This window comes from Streptomyces sp. NPDC003284 (assembly GCF_053589675.1).
In genome coordinates this window covers 301,844-317,268 of record NZ_JBSFSI010000008.1, presented here as the reverse complement: position 1 = coordinate 317,268, position 15,425 = coordinate 301,844, and the positions used below count along the sequence as shown (strand labels likewise).

The window sequence follows — 15,425 nt, the reverse complement described above, 5'->3', positions numbered from 1 at the left end:
GCCCGGCGGCCCGCCCGGCTCACCCGGCTCACCCGGCTCACCCGGCTCACCTGGGGCCAGGGCCTCACCGGGGGCGGCCCCGGAAGCTGCGCCGTTCGACCGGCGCCTCGGGCGTGGGCGAGGGCTCGTCGGCCAGCCGGACCACCGGATCGCCGGGGCCCTCCCGCCCGGCGACCACCGGATGGTCCGTGCGCAGCGCCTTCGCCCGGTACTGCGCGGCGTCCGCGAGCCGGAACAGCCGGCGGGCCGAGCGCACCGGCCCGACCGCGTCCTCGGTCGACGCCACCCCGCAGGCGACGCCCTCCCCCAGCTCCAGCCCGGCCGCGCGGCGGCACAGCTCGTCGGCCGCCTTGACCACCTCGTCGACGGAGGGGCCGACCGCCAGCAGGCAGAACTCGTCCCCGCCCAGCCGGGCCGCGAGCGCCCCCGGCACCATCGCCCCGCACAGCGACAGCACCGAGCCGAACCGTTCCAGCAGCCGGTCGCCGACCGCGTGGCCGAGGGTGTCGTTGACCCGCTTGAGGCCGTTGAGATCGCAGACGACCAGGCTCACCACGACCCCGTCCTCCCGGTGCCGCTCGATCGCCTCCTCCAGCCGTACGTCCACCGCGCGCCGGTTGGCGAGCCCGGTGAGCGCGTCGGTGAAGGCCAGCCTGTGGGCCTCCTCCAGCCGCTCCGTCTGGGCGAGGCCCGCCGCGACCACCGCGGCCAGGACCGTGGCGAAGTCGGCGTCGGCCCGCCCGAAGAAGGGGGCACCGGCCGAGCGGGCGACGTACAGCTCGCCCCAGGCCCGCCCGTGCAGCACGATCGGCGCGACCACACAGCTGCCGCGCCCGCGCCTGCGCAGCGCGGCGACCCGCTGGTGGCAGTAGCCGGGCCGCCCCTCGGCCGGTCCCTCGGCGGTCTCCACCCAGGCGTCCGGCTCCCCGCCGGACGCCCACCGCTCGTGCAGGAACTCGGCGATCTCCGGGAACTGGTGCACCGGGTACGCCTCGCCCTCCGGGAACTCCTCCTCCCCGGGAGAGCGCTCCCCCACGTTCACCAGCACCCGCAGCCGCCCGCGCTCGCGCTCCCACACCGAGAGCGCGGCGAAGCTTCCCTCCAGCGCCCCGCACGCCCCGAGCGCCGCCGCCCGCCACGACTCGCGCGGACTGTGCGCCGCGGCCATCCCCTGTGCCAACGCCACGACGGCGGCCAGCCGCCTGTTCTCGCCCATCACCCCAGGCTAGGGATGTTTCGCGCGGACCGGGACATCGGTGGGGGCGCCCGGGGGACCCGCCGGGGACCGGCCACGCGTCAGGCCGGGCCGCCGGGCGCCCTCACTCGCCCGGCCAGCGCGGGGCGCGCTTCTCGTTGAAGGCCGCGACGCCCTCGGCGCGGTCCGCCGAGAAGGCCGCCGTACGCCAGGCCGCGTCCTCGACCTCCAGGCCCGCGCGCAGGTCGAGCCCCTGGCCGAGCCGCAGCGCGCGCTTGGCGGCGCGCAGGCCGACCGGGGAGTTGGCCGCCATCCGGGCGGCCAGTTCCAGCGCCTCGGTACGGTCCCGGCCCTCGTCCACCAGCACGTCCACCAGCCCCAGACCGTGCGCCTCGGCCGCCTCCAGCCGCCGGGCGGTGAAGATCAGCTCCGCGGCCCGCGCCGCGCCGACCCGCCGGGGCAGCAGCTGCGTACCGCCGCCGCCGGGGATCACCCCCACGGACACCTCGGGCAGCCCGACCACGGCCGTACGGTCGGCCACGATCACATCGCAGGACAGCGCCAGCTCGAACCCGCCGCCGAGCGCGAAGCCGTGCACCGCGGCGACGGTCGGCATCGGCAGCTCCAGTACGCCGGTGTACGCCCCGCGCGCGACCGGCCGCTGGCGCCGGAGGTCGGCGTCGCTGAAGGAGTTGCGCTCCTTCAGGTCGGCGCCGACACAGAACGCGCGTTCGTGCGTGGAGGTCAGCACGACCACGCGCGCCCCGGGATCGGCGGCGAGCGCCGCGCACGCCCCGGCGATCGACCGGGCCATGTCCGTGGACACGGCGTTCATGGCCTGGGGCCGGTCCAGGACGAGTTCCGCCACCTGGTCGTGCCGCCGCACCAGCACGAACTCCCCGAACCGCTCCTCGCTCATGACACCCTCCGGTTAACGCGGGTTAACAGCATCCGGTCCCGATCATCTCAGCCGCCCCGCGCACGACGGAAGGGGCGACCCCGAGGGCCCGTACGGACTCGCACGGACTTGTACGGACTCGGGGCGGCCCGGCCACCCGTTCGGGTGACATCCCGCCCAACCCCCGCGAAACCGCCTGCGCCGACGCATAACGTGCGTCGCGCCAGGCGCGACGGGGGCGCGGGGCGTTCGGGGAGGGTGCGGCGATGACGACGGACACGGCCGGTACGGGACGGCGGGGTGCCCGGGACGACATGGGCGCCATAGGTGCCGCGGTCGGCGGCCCCGGGGCGCCGTTCCGCCTCCCGCGCGTCCGGGGCCGGCACCGCAGGCCCCGGCCCCGCCGGGTACTGCTCACCGCCGGGGGCCTCGCCCTCGCCGCCGGTGTGCTGAGCCTCGTACGCCTGACACCGCAGAGCGCGCAGACCTCGCCGCAGGCCGCCGGTCCCGGGGCGGCGGAGGCGGCGCCGCGCGCGGACACCGGACCGGTTGACGGGCCGGACACCGGGCCGGGCGGCGGGCCGGGCGGCGGCGCCACCGCGGTGTCCCCGGGGTTCGCCGCCCCCGGCCGGACAGGTCCGTCGGTGTGGCCCACCGCACCGCTCCCCATGGGCGGGATCGGCACCGTGGCCGCCCCGGGAGCGGGAGCGGCGCCGTCCACTTCGTCCGCCGGTACGGCCGGGCCCACCGCCCCGGCTCCCCCGCCCGGAACCACGCACGCGTCCGGGGCCGCTCCGGGCCGCCCGGCCGCCTCCGCCGGTACGCCTCAGGCGCCCGCGCGGCCGACCGTCCGCCCGACCGCCCCCGCGCAGCAGACCCGCCCGCCGTCCCCCAGGACCACACCGGCATCCGCGCCCCCGGCCCCGCCCCCAGGCGGCGGTGGCGGCGGGCGCCTGTGCCTGCCGCTCATCAAGCTCTGCGTCGGGCTCCGCTGAAGCCCTGCGTCGGGCTCCGCTGAAACGCACACCCGCACGCACGCACCCGCACGCACCCGCACGCACCCAGTCGCAGCCCCGCCCACGTCACTGCGGCGCGTCGGCCCGCCGGGTGAGCAGCCACGGTTCCACCACGCCGAGGCCGCGCACCGGACGCTGCCAGGTCGGCTGGAGGGCGAAGCGGTACACCGGGGGCTCCGCGCCCTCCTTCTCCGCCGCTGCCGCGGCCTCGGCCGCCGCCGCCTCGGACGCCGGGGAGTCGCCCGTGCGGATCAGCTCCTCGGCGAAGGCGCTGTCGACGAGCACGGCGTCGCGCGGGGCTATGGAGGTCAGCCGGGAGGCGAGGTTGACGGTCGTGCCGAAGACGTCGCCCATGCGGGTGGTCACCGTGCCGAAGGCCATCCCGACCCGCAGCTCCGGCATGGTCTCGTCGTTCTCCATGGTCTCGACCAGGCGCAGCGCGATGTCGGCGGCGGTGCCCGCGTCGTCGGCGGCGTACAGCACCTCGTCCCCGAGGGTCTTGATCAGCCGCCCGCCGCGCGCGGCCACCAGGTCGGCGGCGGTCGTCTCGAAGGCCTCGACCAGCTCGCCCAGCTCCTCCTCCTCCATCCGGCGGGTCAGCCGGGTGAAGCCGACGAGGTCGGCGAAGCCGACGGCCAGACGGCGGTCCACCATCTCCTCGTCGTCGGCGACCTGCACGACCCGCCCGGCGGAGGCGGCGAGCTGCCGCCGCCAGACGTAGACCAGGAACTCCTCCAGCTCGGGCAGGAGCAGCTCGACGATCGGATAGGTGACCTCGGTGCGGGTCATGCCCGGCTCGGGCGGCTCGGTCAGGCCCTCCAGGAAGGAGTCGATCTGCCACTCGGCCAGCCGGGCGGTGGTCTGCCCGGTGGAGCGGGCGACCTGCACGGCCATGGCCTCGCTGAGCAGCCCGGCCTCCACCAGACCGGCCAGCCGCCGCAGCGCCAGGACGTCGGCCTCGGTGAGCGCCTTGGCCTGGCCGATGTCCGCGAAGCCCATGGCCCGCCAGAAGCGGGAGGCCAGCTCCATGGAGACGCCCGCGCTGCGGGCCGCCTGGAAGGGGGTGTAGCGGCGCTCCGCGCCCAGGATGAGCTGTTCGAGACGGAGCGCGAGCGGGTCCTCGCCGGAATCGGCGGGGTCGGCGGCGTGGGGATCCCCCCGGCCGTCCGCGTCCTGCGCGCCCGAGCCCGTGTCGTCGACGGTCACGCCTGCTGCCCTTCCGATCTGCCACGGTCAGGTACCGACCGGCCTCAACTCTACGGCAGATGTGCCCCAGCTCACTCCGCCAGTCCGCCCCGAAGAGTGACCTGAACTGGGCCGTCACCGTCCGCGCACCCGAGCGACCCCTTGCTCCCGCGCCCTTCGCGCCCCACCCGGGAAGCCCCCTCCGGACCCCCTCCGGACCCCCTGCGGCCCCCCTCCGGGAGCACCCCGGCGCACGGAGCGCACATCCACCGCGCCAGGCGCACGCCCGGTGCACAGACCATCCACTCGTCTCCGTCGGCCCCCCCCGTCCACCCCGGTCCCGCCGCCGATCTCCCGCCGCGCCGCGCCCCTCCCCTACGAGGGCCTACGCGGGCCTACGCGGGCCGCAGATGCACGATGTCCCCCGCCCCCACCGGCTGCTGCACCCCGTCCTGGGTGGCGAGGACGAGACGGCCGTCGCCGTCGACCGCGACCGCCTCGCCGACGAGGGAGCGGTCCCCGGGGAGTTCGGCGCGCACGGTGCGGCCCAGGGTGGCGCAGCCTGCGGCGTAGGTCTCCTGGAGGCCCGCGGCGGCCGGATCGCCGTCGGCGGCGCGCCACCGGCCATACCACTCCTCCAGGGAGCGCAGCACGGCGCGCAGCAACGGATCGCGGTCGGTGCTCACGGCCCCGGCCAGCGCCAGGGAGCCGGCCTGCGGCACGGGCAGTTCGTCCTGGCGCAGAGTGACGTTGATGCCGACACCGATGACGACGCCGCCGTCACCGGCGCCCTCCGCCAGGATGCCGCCGGCCTTGCGCTCCTCGCCGTCCACGGTGACCAGCAGGTCGTTGGGCCACTTCAGGGCGGTGTCGACCCCGGCGGCCCTGGCCAGACCGGTGGCGACGGCCACGCCGGTGAGCAGCGGCAGCCAGCCCCAGCGGGCCACCGGCACGCCGTCGCCGGGCCGCAGCAGCACCGAGAAGAAGAGCCCGGAGCGGGCGGGCGCCGTCCAGCGGCGGTCCAGCCGGCCCCGCGCCGCCGTCTGCTCCTCGGCGATCAGGACGGTGCCCTCGGCCGCCTCACCCGCCGCGGCGCGGGCCACCAGATCGGCGTTGGTGGAGCCGGTGCGCTGCACGACCTCCACCCGGGTCCACAGGCCGCCGTCGCGCACCAGACCGCGCCGCAGCGCGGCCGCGTTGAGGGGCGGGCGGTCCAGGTCGGACCAGCGGCCGGACCGCCCGGAGTCGCCCGGTGTGCCGTGGCTGTCGTCTGCTGCATCTCGCGGCGTCATGCAACCCACCCTAGGTGTGGGAAACGCCGCACTGCCGGACGGAGGGGCCCCCATTACTCTACGGATGAGTAACCGTCCCCCCGTTTTTGAGCAGGCAGGGAGCCGCGATCCCGATGTCCGAGCCGGAAGAGCGCCAAGAGATCGACATCCACACGACCGCGGGCAAACTCGCGGATCTCCAGCGGCGTATCGAGGAAGCGACGCACGCCGGTTCGGACCGCGCGGTCGAGAAGCAGCACGCCAAGGGCAAGCTGACCGCCCGCGAGCGCATCGAACTCCTCCTGGACGAGGACTCGTTCGTCGAGCTGGACGAGTTCGCCCAGCACCGCTCCAGCAACTTCGGCCTGGACGCCAACCGCCCCTACGGGGACGGCGTGGTCACCGGCTACGGCACGGTCGACGGCCGTCCCGTCGCCGTGTTCTCGCAGGACTTCACGGTCTTCGGCGGCGCGCTGGGCGAGGTGTACGGCCAGAAGATCGTCAAGGTCATGGACTTCGCGCTCAAGACCGGCTGCCCGGTCATCGGCATCAACGACTCCGGGGGCGCCCGTATCCAGGAGGGTGTGGCCTCGCTGGGCGCGTACGGCGAGATCTTCCGCCGCAACACGCACGCCTCCGGTGTCATCCCGCAGATCAGCCTGGTCGTCGGCCCGTGCGCGGGCGGGGCGGTCTACTCGCCCGCGATCACCGACTTCACGGTCATGGTCGACCAGACCTCGCACATGTTCATCACCGGCCCGGACGTCATCAAGACCGTCACCGGCGAGGACGTCGGCTTCGAGGAGCTGGGCGGCGCCCGCACCCACAACACCGCCTCCGGTGTCGCCCACCACATGGCGGGCGACGAGAAGGACGCGGTCGAGTACGTCAAGCAGCTCCTGTCGTACCTGCCCTCCAACAACCTCTCCGAGCCGCCGGTCTTCCCCGAGCAGGCCGATCTCGCGCTGACCGACGAGGACCGGGAGCTGGACACCCTGGTCCCGGACAGCGCCAACCAGCCGTACGACATGCACACCGTGATCGAACACGTGCTGGACGACGGGGAGTTCTTCGAGACGCAGCCGCTGTTCGCGCCCAACATCCTCACCGGCTACGGCCGGGTGGAGGGCCACCCGGTGGGCATCGTCGCCAACCAGCCGATGCAGTTCGCCGGCTGCCTGGACATCGACGCCAGCGAGAAGGCCGCCCGCTTCGTCCGCACCTGCGACGCGTTCAACATCCCCGTGCTGACCTTCGTCGACGTCCCCGGCTTCCTGCCCGGCGTCGGCCAGGAGCACGACGGCATCATCCGCCGCGGCGCCAAGCTGATCTTCGCCTACGCCGAGGCCACCGTCCCGCTGATCACCGTCATCACCCGCAAGGCGTTCGGCGGCGCCTACGACGTGATGGGCTCCAAGCACCTGGGCGCCGACCTCAACCTGGCCTGGCCCACCGCGCAGATCGCCGTCATGGGCGCCCAGGGCGCCGTCAACATCCTGCACCGGCGCACCATCGCGGCGGCCGACGACGCCGACGCCACCCGGGCCCGGCTGATCCAGGAGTACGAGGACACCCTGCTCAACCCCTACACCGCCGCCGAACGCGGCTATGTCGACGCGGTGATCAGGCCCTCCGACACCCGCGCCCACCTGGTGCGCGGCCTGCGCCAGCTGCGCACCAAGCGGGAGTCCCTGCCGCCCAAGAAGCACGGCAACATCCCCCTCTGACCGCTCCGAGCCCGCCGGGAGACCACATGACGATCAAGGTCCTACGAGGCAATCCGACCCCCGAGGAGCTGGCCGCCGCACTGGCGGTGGTCAGGGCGCGCGCCGCGGCGGCCACCCCCGAGCCGTCCGGCGCGCCCGGCCCCCGCGACTCCTGGTCCGACCCGTCCCGGATCGCCGCGCACCGCACCCCGCGGCCGGGCCCTACCGCCTGGGCCCGCACGTACTGGCCCGGCTGAGCCCCCTCCGGGGGCGCCCGGCGGGGGCGACCGGGGGCCCGGCCGCCAACTTGAGTACGCGTACTCAGGCGCCGGACCCGCCCCCCGCCGGACCATCGAGGGATGCTGTGGTCCGACCCCGACAACGAGCCGCCCGAGGAACTGCGCGACATGCAGGCGATGTTGCGGCGGCTCGGTGTCCTCATGGCACTGGCCATGGTGCTCGCGATGTTCGCGATCGGGCTGAGATGAGCGGACCGGGACGAGCGGACCGGGACGGGCGGGCTGAGATGAGCGGGCGGGCGGCCCGCGCCGATACGCTGACCGCATGACTGACCAGCCGCGCCGCCGACTCGTACTCGCCTCCCAGTCCCCCGCCCGGCTCGGTCTGCTGCGGCAGGCCGGACTGGACCCCGAGGTGATCGTGAGCGGGGTCGACGAGGACGCGGTCACCGCGCCCACGCCCGCCGAACTGGCGCTCGCCCTGGCCCAGGCGAAGGCGTCCGTCGTGGCGGCCCGGCCGGAGGCCGCCGGTGCCCTGGTGATCGGCTGCGACTCGGTGCTCGACCTGGACGGCCGGGCGCTCGGCAAGCCCGCCGACGCCGAGGAGGCCGTCGCCCGCTGGAAGGCGATGCGCGGCCGGGCCGGCACCCTCCAGACCGGCCACTGCGTCTGGGACACGGCCACCGGCCGGCACGCCGCCGCCACCGCCTCCACCGTGGTCCGCTTCGGCGAGCCGACCGACGAGGAGGTCGCCGCCTACGTCGCCTCGGGCGAGCCGCTGCACGTCGCGGGCGCCTTCACGCTGGACGGCCGATCGGCCCCGTTCATCGACGGCATCGACGGCGACCACGGCAACGTGATCGGCATCAGCCTGCCCCTGGTGCGCCGACTGCTGGCCGAACTGGGCGTGGGCATCACCGAGTTGTGGTCGAAGCGGGACTGAGAACCGGCTCAGGACGCCTCGGGGGACACCGGGGCGTCCGCCGGAGCGGGGTCCGCCGCCCGCCCCTCCTGGTCGTACGTCATCAGGAGCAGCACGATCAGCGCCAGTACGACGATCATGAACACGAAGGCCGCGGGACCCACCGGACCCCACACGAAGGCGGCCAGCAGCCCGTGCACCACGGCCGCGCTGATCAGCAGGCCGCGCCCGAGCCCGGCCGGACCGCGGCCGCGCACGGCGACGAGCAGGGCGGCCAGCGCGCACAGGACGAAGTACAGGCCGAAGACCAGCCCGGCCGCCTTCGAGGACGTCGACATCACGTCCGGGTCCAGACCGGCCAGGGACATCTGCTGCCGGTGCACGACCTCGCCCAGGATCCAGTTCAGCGCGACGAGTCCGACCGCCTCGGCGAGGAGCACGACCGCCACGACCCATGCCACCGGTCTGCGCACCACCGGATCCACCCACTTCCGACCGCCGCTCCACCCGGAGCCCTGTTACCGCCAGTACCGTCCAGACATCGCGAACGCTACTAACGGGTAAACCAAGGGACAAGAGTTCCGCCGAGGGCAAAGATTCATTGGGCCATTCGTAGGGACTCCACAAAGAAACGAAGTGGGCCGCAGCACGCTCTCACAGAGACCTTGACCACACCGTGGGGCTAGGGTTTTCCGGAGGAGTCCTGCGTACCGAGGTACGACAAGGGCTTTCGCGGGTCGAGCGAGCCTCGAATCACGCTCCGTGTGGGCAAGCTCACCATTGGGGACGGGTCGAAGTGCCGTGTCGGCAGTCCCTAAACTCGGCTTGTTTCAAGGAGGGAGCCTCAATCGTGCGCAAGGTGCTCATCGCCAACCGTGGCGAAATCGCTGTCCGTGTGGCCCGCGCTTGCCGGGACGCCGGAATCGCGAGCGTGGCCGTCTACGCGGACCCCGACCGGGACGCTCTGCATGTCCGCGCCGCTGACGAGGCGTTCGCCCTGGGCGGTGACACCCCGGCCACCAGCTATCTGGACATCGGCAAAGTCCTGAAGGCGGCCGAGGAGTCGGGTGCGGACGCCGTCCACCCCGGCTACGGCTTCCTCTCGGAGAACGCCGAGTTCGCCCAGGCCGTCCTGGACGCCGACCTGATCTGGATCGGCCCGCCGCCGCAGGCCATCCGCGACCTCGGCGACAAGGTCGCCGCCCGGCACATCGCCCAGCGTGCCGGCGCGCCCCTGGTGGCCGGCACGTCCGACCCCGTCTCCGGCGCCGAGGAGGTCGTGGCCTTCGCGAAGGAGCACGGCCTGCCCATCGCGATCAAGGCCGCCTTCGGCGGCGGCGGACGCGGCCTCAAGGTCGCCCGCACCCTCGACGAGGTCCCCGAGCTGTACGACTCGGCGGTTCGTGAGGCCGTGGCCGCCTTCGGCCGCGGCGAGTGCTTCGTCGAGCGCTACCTCGACCGGCCCCGCCACGTCGAGACCCAGTGCCTGGCCGACAAGCACGGCAACGTCGTGGTGGTCTCCACCCGCGACTGCTCGCTCCAGCGCCGCCACCAGAAGCTCGTCGAGGAGGCCCCCGCGCCGTTCCTCTCCGAGGCCCAGGTGGCCGAGCTGTACCGCGCCTCCAAGGCCATCCTCAAGGAGGCCCGCTACGAGGGCGCCGGCACCTGCGAGTTCCTCGTCGGGCAGGACGGCACGATCTCCTTCCTGGAGGTGAACACCCGCCTCCAGGTCGAGCACCCGGTCACCGAGGAGGTCGCGGGCGTCGACCTGGTCCGCGAGATGTTCCGCATCGCCGACGGCGAGGAGCTCGGCTACGGCGACCCGGAGCTGCGCGGCCACTCCTTCGAGTTCCGCATCAACGGCGAGGACCCGGGCCGGGGCTTCCTCCCCGCCCCCGGCACCGTCACCCGCTTCGACGCCCCCACCGGCCCCGGCGTCCGCCTGGACGCGGGCGTGGAGGCCGGCAGCGTGATCGGCCCGGCCTGGGACTCCCTGCTGGCCAAGCTGATCGTCACCGGCCGCACCCGCGCCGAGGCCCTCCAGCGCGCCTCCCGCGCCCTGGAGGAGTTCCAGGTCGAGGGCATGGCCACCGCCATCCCCTTCCACCGCAAGGTGGTCACCGACCCGGCCTTCGCCCCGGAACTGACCGGCTCCACCGACCCGTTCACGGTCCACACCCGCTGGATCGAGACCGAGTTCACCAACGACATCAAGCCCTTCACCGCCCCCGCCGACGGCGAGGCGGACGAGGAGACCGGCCGCGAGACCGTGGTCGTCGAGGTCGGCGGCAAGCGCCTGGAGGTCTCTCTGCCCTCCTCGCTGGGCATGTCCCTGGCCCGCACCGGCCTGGCCGCCGGCGCCAAGCCCAAGCGCCGCGCCGCCCGCAAGTCCGGCCCGGTCGCCTCCGGCGACACCCTCGCCTCGCCCATGCAGGGCACGATCGTCAAGATCGCGGTCGAGGAGGGCCAGGAGGTCAAGGAGGGCGACCTCATCGTCGTCCTGGAGGCCATGAAGATGGAACAGCCCCTCAACGCCCACAAGGACGGCACCGTCAAGGGCCTGTCCGCCGACGTCGGCGCGTCCATCACGTCGGGCGCCGCGATCTGCGAGATCAAGGACTGACCCCGCAGCACCCGCAGCACCCGTAGCACCGGGAGGCGCCCGGCGGACCGCGACAGCGGCCGCCGGGCGCCTCCCGTCGTCACGAACGAAAACCCACCGCCCCGCACCACGCCCGAGAGACGCGACGGAGGACCGGCAGCCGACCCGTACGGACCGGACCGGCGACCGACCCGTACGACCCGTACGGACCGGACCGGCAGCCGACCCCTACGACCGAACCGAACCGGAGCGAACCGGACCGAACCGCCGCGCTCCCGCCGCGCTCCCCGCGGAGCGGCTCAGCGCCGCCGCAGATCCGCCACCCGGGCCGCCCGCTCGGCGCCCGCCGAGGGGTCCTGCCCCAGCCCCGCCGAGCGCAGCGCAGCGGCGGTCTGGCCCGTGACCTGACCGCGGCGCGGTGCGGGCAGCGGAACGTCCCTGCGGCGCTCGCCGCGGCCCGGCACCTGCTCACCACCGCCCACCGGGTGGCCGCTCGGACCGGCCACGGCGATCTGCACGCCCTGGTCGGCGAGCGCCTGGAGCTCGGTGCCCGCGCGGTCGTCGTGGGCCGGGGGCTCGTCCGTGACCAGCCGGGTGATGAACTCGGTCGGCACGGTCTGGAACATGGTGTCCGCGCCCAGCTTGGTGTGGTCGGCGAGGACGACGACCTCGGCGGCGGCCTGGACGAGGGCGCGGTCGACGGAGGCCGACAGCATGTTGGAGGTGGACAGCCCCCGCTCGGCGGTCAGACCGCTGCCCGAGAGGAACGCGCGGGAGACGCGCAGCCCCTGGAGCGACTGCTCGGCCCCCGACCCCACCAGGGCGTAGTTGGAGCCGCGCAGGGTCCCGCCGGTCATCACGACCTCGACCCGGTTGGCATGGGCCAGCGCCTGGGCGACGAGCAGCGAGTTGGTGACCACCGTCAGCCCCGGGATCCGGGCGAGCCTGCGGGCCAGCTCCTGGGTGGTCGTACCGGCCCCGACGACGATGGCCTCGCCCTCTTCGACGAGGCCCGCGGCGAGGTCGGCGATGGCCGTCTTCTCCGCGGTCGCGAGGTGCGACTTCTGCGGGAAGCCCGACTCCCGGGTGAAGCCGCCCGGCAGTACGGCACCGCCGTGCCGGCGGTCGAGGAGTCCTTCCGCCTCCAGCGCCCGCACGTCCCGCCGTACGGTCACTTCGGAGGTCTGGACGACGCGGGCGAGTTCACGGAGCGACACGGCACCGTTCGCTCGCACCATTTCGAGGATCAATTGGCGACGTTCAGCAGCGAACACGAAACTGACAGTAACCCCAGCGACCGTCTGCTTTCAGCAGTTTGCGCCGGATAACAGAAATTGTTCGCATGGCAGGTCACGGAGTGGTATAAGCACTACTCCGGCCTATGCCACGCGCAAGAGCCGCGCCCCGCCCCGCCCTCCGGACTACGCCCCTCCGGTCTCCTTGCGGCCGTGCAACTGCCGGGCCACCTCGGCGATCGAGCCCGACAGCGAGGGGTACACGGTGAAGGCCTTCGCGATCTGCTCGACCGTCAGGTTGTTGTCGACGGCGATCGAGATGGGGTGGATCAGCTCGGAGGCGCGCGGCGCCACGACCACACCGCCGACCACGATCCCGGTGCCCGGCCGGCAGAAGATCTTGACGAAGCCGTCCCGGATGCCCTGCATCTTGGCGCGCGGGTTGCGCAGCAGCGGCAGCTTCACACAGCGGGCGTCGATCTTCCCGGCGTCCACGTCGGCCTGGGTGTAGCCGACGGTGGCGATCTCGGGGTCGGTGAAGACGTTGGAGGAGACCGTCTTCAGGTTCAGCGGGGCCACCGCGTCGCCGAGGAAGTGGTACATGGCGATACGCCCCTGCATCGCGGCCACGGACGCCAGCGCGAAGACGCCGGTCACGTCACCGGCCGCGTAGACGCCCGGAGCCGTCGTGCGCGAGACCTTGTCGGTCCAGATGTGCCCGGAGTCGCGCAGCCGGACACCGGCCTCCTCCAGACCGAGCCCGGCGCTGTTGGGGACGGCGCCGACGGCCATCAGGCAGTGCGAGCCGGTGATGACGCGCCCGTCGGCCAGCGTCACCTCCACCCGGTCCCCGACCCGCTTGGCCGCGGCGGCGCGCGAGCGCGCCATGACGTTCATGCCGCGGCGCCGGAAGACGTCCTCCAGGACGGCCGCCGCGTCCGGGTCCTCGCCCGGCAGCACCCGGTCGCGGGAGGACACCAGGGTGACCCGCGAGCCCAGCGCCTGGTAGGCACCGGCGAACTCGGCGCCGGTCACACCGGAGCCGACCACGATGAGTTCCTCGGGCAGCTCGGTGAGGTCGTAGACCTGGGTCCAGTTCAGGATGCGCTCGCCGTCGGGCTGCGCGTCGGCCAGCTCGCGCGGGTGACCGCCGGTGGCGATCAGCACCGCGTCCGCGGTGAGCGTCTCCTCGGTCCCGTCGGCGGCGGTGACGACGACCTTGCGCGAGCCGTCCAGGGCCTGCATGCCCTCCAGGCGCCCGCGCCCGCGCAGCACCCGGGCACCGGCCCGCGTCACGGAGGCGGTGATGTCGTGCGACTGGGCGAGCGCCAGCCGCTTCACCCGGCGGTTCACCTTGCCCAGGTCGACACCGACCACCCGGGCGGCCCGGTCGATGTGGGGGGTGTCGTCGGCGACGATGATCCCCAGCTCCTCGTACGAGGAGTCGAAGGTCGTCATCACCTCGGCCGTGGCGATGAGGGTCTTGGACGGCACGCAGTCGGTCAGCACCGACGCCCCGCCCAGTCCGTCGCAGTCGACGACGGTCACCTCCGCGCCGAGCTGAGCGCCCACCAGGGCCGCTTCGTATCCGCCGGGTCCGCCACCGATGATCACGATCCGAGTCACGTACTCCATTGTCCCGCACTCCTCAAGATGCTCACCCCCGGGGGCACCGCCCGGGGCAGGAGACGCCTTCTGTGCCGGATGAGCCGCCCGCGTCGCTGCCGTACCCTTCGACCCATGTCGCTCTACGCCGCGTACGCCGGCAATCTCGACGCGCGGCTGATGTCCCGCCGCGCCCCGCACTCGCCGCTGCGCGCGACGGGCTGGCTGAACGGCTGGCGGCTGACCTTCGGCGGCGAGCACATGGGCTGGGAGGGCGCCCTGGCGACCCTGGTCGAGGACCCGATCTCCCAGGTCTTCGTCGCGCTCTACGACCTCGCGCCGATGGACGAGGAGCCGCTGGACCGCTGGGAGGGCGTCGGCCTGGACATCTACCGCAGGATGCGGGTGCGGGTGCACACCCTGGACGGCGAGGAGCCGTCCTGGGTCTACGTGTTGAACGCCTACGAGGGCGGCCTGCCCTCCGCCCGCTACCTGGGCGAACTGGCGGACGCGGCCGAGTCAGCGGGCGCCCCGCACGACTACGTGATGGAACTGCGCAAGCGCCCCTGCTGAACCCCCCGCCGAAAGAGCCCCGCCGCTCGTCGGAAACGACAAGACAACGATCCCGTTCCCGTCCACTCCGTCATCTACGCGCGTAGGCGAATTGCGGCTACCCTCGTCCGCGTGAACGCATCTCTTCTTCCGGACGACATCCAGGGCGACCCCTACGCCGCCGCCGACGCCGCCGCCGCGCGCCTGCGGGAACTCACCGGCGCCGAGACCCACGACGTCGCCCTCGTGATGGGCTCCGGCTGGGCTCCGGCCGTCGACGCCCTGGGCACCCCCGACGCCGAGTTCCAGGTCACCGAGCTGCCCGGATTCCCGCCTCCGGCGGTGGAGGGCCACGGCGGCAGGATCCGCTCGTACAGCACGGGGACCAAGCGCGCCCTGGTCTTCCTGGGCCGCACCCACTACTACGAGGGCCACGGCGTGGCCTCCGTGGCCCACGGTGTGCGCACCGCCGTGGCGGCCGGGGTCAAGACGATCATCCTGACCAACGGCTGCGGCGGCCTGCGCGAGGGGATGCGTCCCGGTCAGCCGGTCCTGATCAGCGACCACATCAACCTGACCGCCACCTCCCCGATCGCCGGCGCGAACTTCGTCGACCTGACCGACCTCTACTCCCCGCGCCTGCGCACCCTGTGCAAGGAGGTCGACCCCAGCCTGGAGGAGGGCGTCTACGCCCAGTTCCCCGGCCCGCACTACGAGACGCCGGCCGAGATCCGCATGGCCCGCGTGATCGGCGCGGACCTGGTCGGCATGTCCACCGTCCTGGAGGCCATCGCCGCCCGCGAGGCAGGCGCCGAGGTCCTCGGCATCTCCCTGGTGACCAACCTCGCCGCGGGCATGACCGGCGAACCCCTCAACCACGAGGAGGTCCTCCAGGCGGGCCGCGACAGCGCCACCCGCATGGGCTCCCTCCTGGCCCAGGTCCTGGAGCGCCTCTAGCCTCCGGCGGGACCGCCGCCCAGGCGGTCCCGCACGCCGCGC

At 73.8% G+C, this 15,425-nt stretch carries 15 protein-coding genes; 8 read left to right on the top strand and 7 right to left on the bottom strand.

Translation table 11 applies throughout. The features are described from left to right. Positions 1–64: 64 nt before the first annotated feature. Both ACWDYF_RS19825 and ACWDYF_RS19820 read right to left on the bottom strand, forming a co-directional pair. Positions 65–1,216 (bottom strand): GGDEF domain-containing protein, encoded by a 1,152-nt coding sequence (locus ACWDYF_RS19825; RefSeq protein ID WP_382846977.1) that lies wholly within the window; start codon positions 1,214–1,216, stop codon positions 65–67. Positions 1,217–1,319: 103 nt separating this feature from the next. Then, positions 1,320–2,114, bottom strand: a complete 795-nt coding sequence (locus tag ACWDYF_RS19820) for an enoyl-CoA hydratase/isomerase family protein (RefSeq protein WP_037887935.1) — start codon at positions 2,112–2,114, stop codon at positions 1,320–1,322. A gap of 245 nt (positions 2,115–2,359) precedes the next feature. Here ACWDYF_RS19820 and ACWDYF_RS19815 point away from each other — a divergent pair, with 245 nt between their 5' ends. Beyond that, positions 2,360–3,088, top strand: a complete 729-nt coding sequence (locus ACWDYF_RS19815; protein WP_389469656.1) for a hypothetical protein — start codon at positions 2,360–2,362, stop codon at positions 3,086–3,088. 87 nt (positions 3,089–3,175) lie between these two features. On the opposite strand, the gene ACWDYF_RS19810 is transcribed toward ACWDYF_RS19815, so the two are convergent. After that, the gene (locus ACWDYF_RS19810) at positions 3,176–4,315 is read right to left on the bottom strand and encodes an adenylate/guanylate cyclase domain-containing protein (RefSeq protein WP_018565073.1); all 1,140 of its coding nucleotides are present in this window, start codon (positions 4,313–4,315) and stop codon (positions 3,176–3,178) included. Between the two features lie 374 nt (positions 4,316–4,689). After that, positions 4,690–5,586, bottom strand: coding sequence for a biotin--[acetyl-CoA-carboxylase] ligase (locus ACWDYF_RS19805; protein WP_018565072.1), 897 nt, complete (start codon positions 5,584–5,586; stop codon positions 4,690–4,692). A gap of 113 nt (positions 5,587–5,699) precedes the next feature. On the opposite strand from ACWDYF_RS19805, the gene ACWDYF_RS19800 reads away from it, so the two are divergent. The 4 genes from ACWDYF_RS19800 to ACWDYF_RS19785 all read left to right on the top strand — a co-directional run bounded on the left by ACWDYF_RS19800 (position 5,700) and on the right by ACWDYF_RS19785 (position 8,453). Beyond that, a complete protein-coding gene (locus tag ACWDYF_RS19800) occupies positions 5,700–7,292 on the top strand; it encodes an acyl-CoA carboxylase subunit beta (protein ID WP_389469660.1) in 1,593 nt (530 codons plus the stop codon). Positions 7,293–7,318: 26 nt separating this feature from the next. Next, positions 7,319–7,528 (top strand): acyl-CoA carboxylase epsilon subunit, encoded by a 210-nt coding sequence (locus ACWDYF_RS19795; protein ID WP_389469663.1) that lies wholly within the window; start codon positions 7,319–7,321, stop codon positions 7,526–7,528. Positions 7,529–7,630: 102 nt separating this feature from the next. Next, complete coding sequence (mmpB, locus tag ACWDYF_RS19790) at positions 7,631–7,759, top strand: morphogenic membrane protein MmpB (RefSeq protein WP_257784415.1); 129 nt, start codon at positions 7,631–7,633, stop codon at positions 7,757–7,759. Between the two features lie 76 nt (positions 7,760–7,835). Further along, positions 7,836–8,453 carry a Maf family protein gene (locus tag ACWDYF_RS19785; RefSeq protein ID WP_381736602.1) on the top strand — a complete coding sequence of 206 codons (618 nt, stop codon included), beginning with the start codon at positions 7,836–7,838 and terminating at the stop codon, positions 8,451–8,453. Positions 8,454–8,461: 8 nt separating this feature from the next. On the opposite strand, the gene ACWDYF_RS19780 is transcribed toward ACWDYF_RS19785, so the two are convergent. Further along, complete coding sequence (locus ACWDYF_RS19780; protein WP_389469673.1) at positions 8,462–8,917, bottom strand: hypothetical protein; 456 nt, start codon at positions 8,915–8,917, stop codon at positions 8,462–8,464. A gap of 365 nt (positions 8,918–9,282) precedes the next feature. Between ACWDYF_RS19780 and ACWDYF_RS19775 the strand changes: the two genes are divergently transcribed. Next, positions 9,283–11,055 (top strand): acetyl/propionyl/methylcrotonyl-CoA carboxylase subunit alpha, encoded by a 1,773-nt coding sequence (locus ACWDYF_RS19775; protein ID WP_389469675.1) that lies wholly within the window; start codon positions 9,283–9,285, stop codon positions 11,053–11,055. A gap of 278 nt (positions 11,056–11,333) precedes the next feature. Here ACWDYF_RS19775 and ACWDYF_RS19770 read toward each other — a convergent pair whose 3' ends face one another. Continuing rightward, the gene (locus ACWDYF_RS19770) at positions 11,334–12,308 is read right to left on the bottom strand and encodes a DeoR/GlpR family DNA-binding transcription regulator (RefSeq protein ID WP_381736605.1); all 975 of its coding nucleotides are present in this window, start codon (positions 12,306–12,308) and stop codon (positions 11,334–11,336) included. A gap of 147 nt (positions 12,309–12,455) precedes the next feature. Then, complete coding sequence (locus ACWDYF_RS19765) at positions 12,456–13,904, bottom strand: NAD(P)H-quinone dehydrogenase (RefSeq protein WP_018565064.1); 1,449 nt, start codon at positions 13,902–13,904, stop codon at positions 12,456–12,458. 105 nt (positions 13,905–14,009) lie between these two features. On the opposite strand from ACWDYF_RS19765, the gene ACWDYF_RS19760 reads away from it, so the two are divergent. Continuing rightward, positions 14,010–14,447, top strand: a complete 438-nt coding sequence (locus tag ACWDYF_RS19760; protein ID WP_018565063.1) for a gamma-glutamylcyclotransferase — start codon at positions 14,010–14,012, stop codon at positions 14,445–14,447. A 111-nt stretch (positions 14,448–14,558) separates the two neighbouring features. Then, a complete protein-coding gene (locus ACWDYF_RS19755; protein ID WP_018565062.1) occupies positions 14,559–15,383 on the top strand; it encodes a purine-nucleoside phosphorylase in 825 nt (274 codons plus the stop codon). Positions 15,384–15,425 lie beyond the last annotated feature (42 nt).

What these genes read in the sequence shown, in the direction of transcription:
- ACWDYF_RS19825 (WP_382846977.1), bottom strand. Translation starts at nt 1,216, where the DNA reads ATGGGCGAGAACAGGCGGCTGGCCGCCGTCGTGGCGTTGGCACAGGGG.
- ACWDYF_RS19820 (WP_037887935.1), bottom strand. Translation starts at nt 2,114, where the DNA reads ATGAGCGAGGAGCGGTTCGGGGAGTTCGTGCTGGTGCGGCGGCACGAC.
- ACWDYF_RS19815 (WP_389469656.1), top strand. Translation starts at nt 2,360, where the DNA reads ATGACGACGGACACGGCCGGTACGGGACGGCGGGGTGCCCGGGACGAC.
- ACWDYF_RS19805 (WP_018565072.1), bottom strand. Translation starts at nt 5,586, where the DNA reads ATGACGCCGCGAGATGCAGCAGACGACAGCCACGGCACACCGGGCGAC.
- ACWDYF_RS19800 (WP_389469660.1), top strand. Translation starts at nt 5,700, where the DNA reads ATGTCCGAGCCGGAAGAGCGCCAAGAGATCGACATCCACACGACCGCG.
- ACWDYF_RS19795 (WP_389469663.1), top strand. Translation starts at nt 7,319, where the DNA reads ATGACGATCAAGGTCCTACGAGGCAATCCGACCCCCGAGGAGCTGGCC.
- mmpB (WP_257784415.1), top strand. Translation starts at nt 7,631, where the DNA reads ATGCTGTGGTCCGACCCCGACAACGAGCCGCCCGAGGAACTGCGCGAC.
- ACWDYF_RS19785 (WP_381736602.1), top strand. Translation starts at nt 7,836, where the DNA reads ATGACTGACCAGCCGCGCCGCCGACTCGTACTCGCCTCCCAGTCCCCC.
- ACWDYF_RS19765 (WP_018565064.1), bottom strand. Translation starts at nt 13,904, where the DNA reads ATGGAGTACGTGACTCGGATCGTGATCATCGGTGGCGGACCCGGCGGA.
- ACWDYF_RS19760 (WP_018565063.1), top strand. Translation starts at nt 14,010, where the DNA reads ATGTCGCTCTACGCCGCGTACGCCGGCAATCTCGACGCGCGGCTGATG.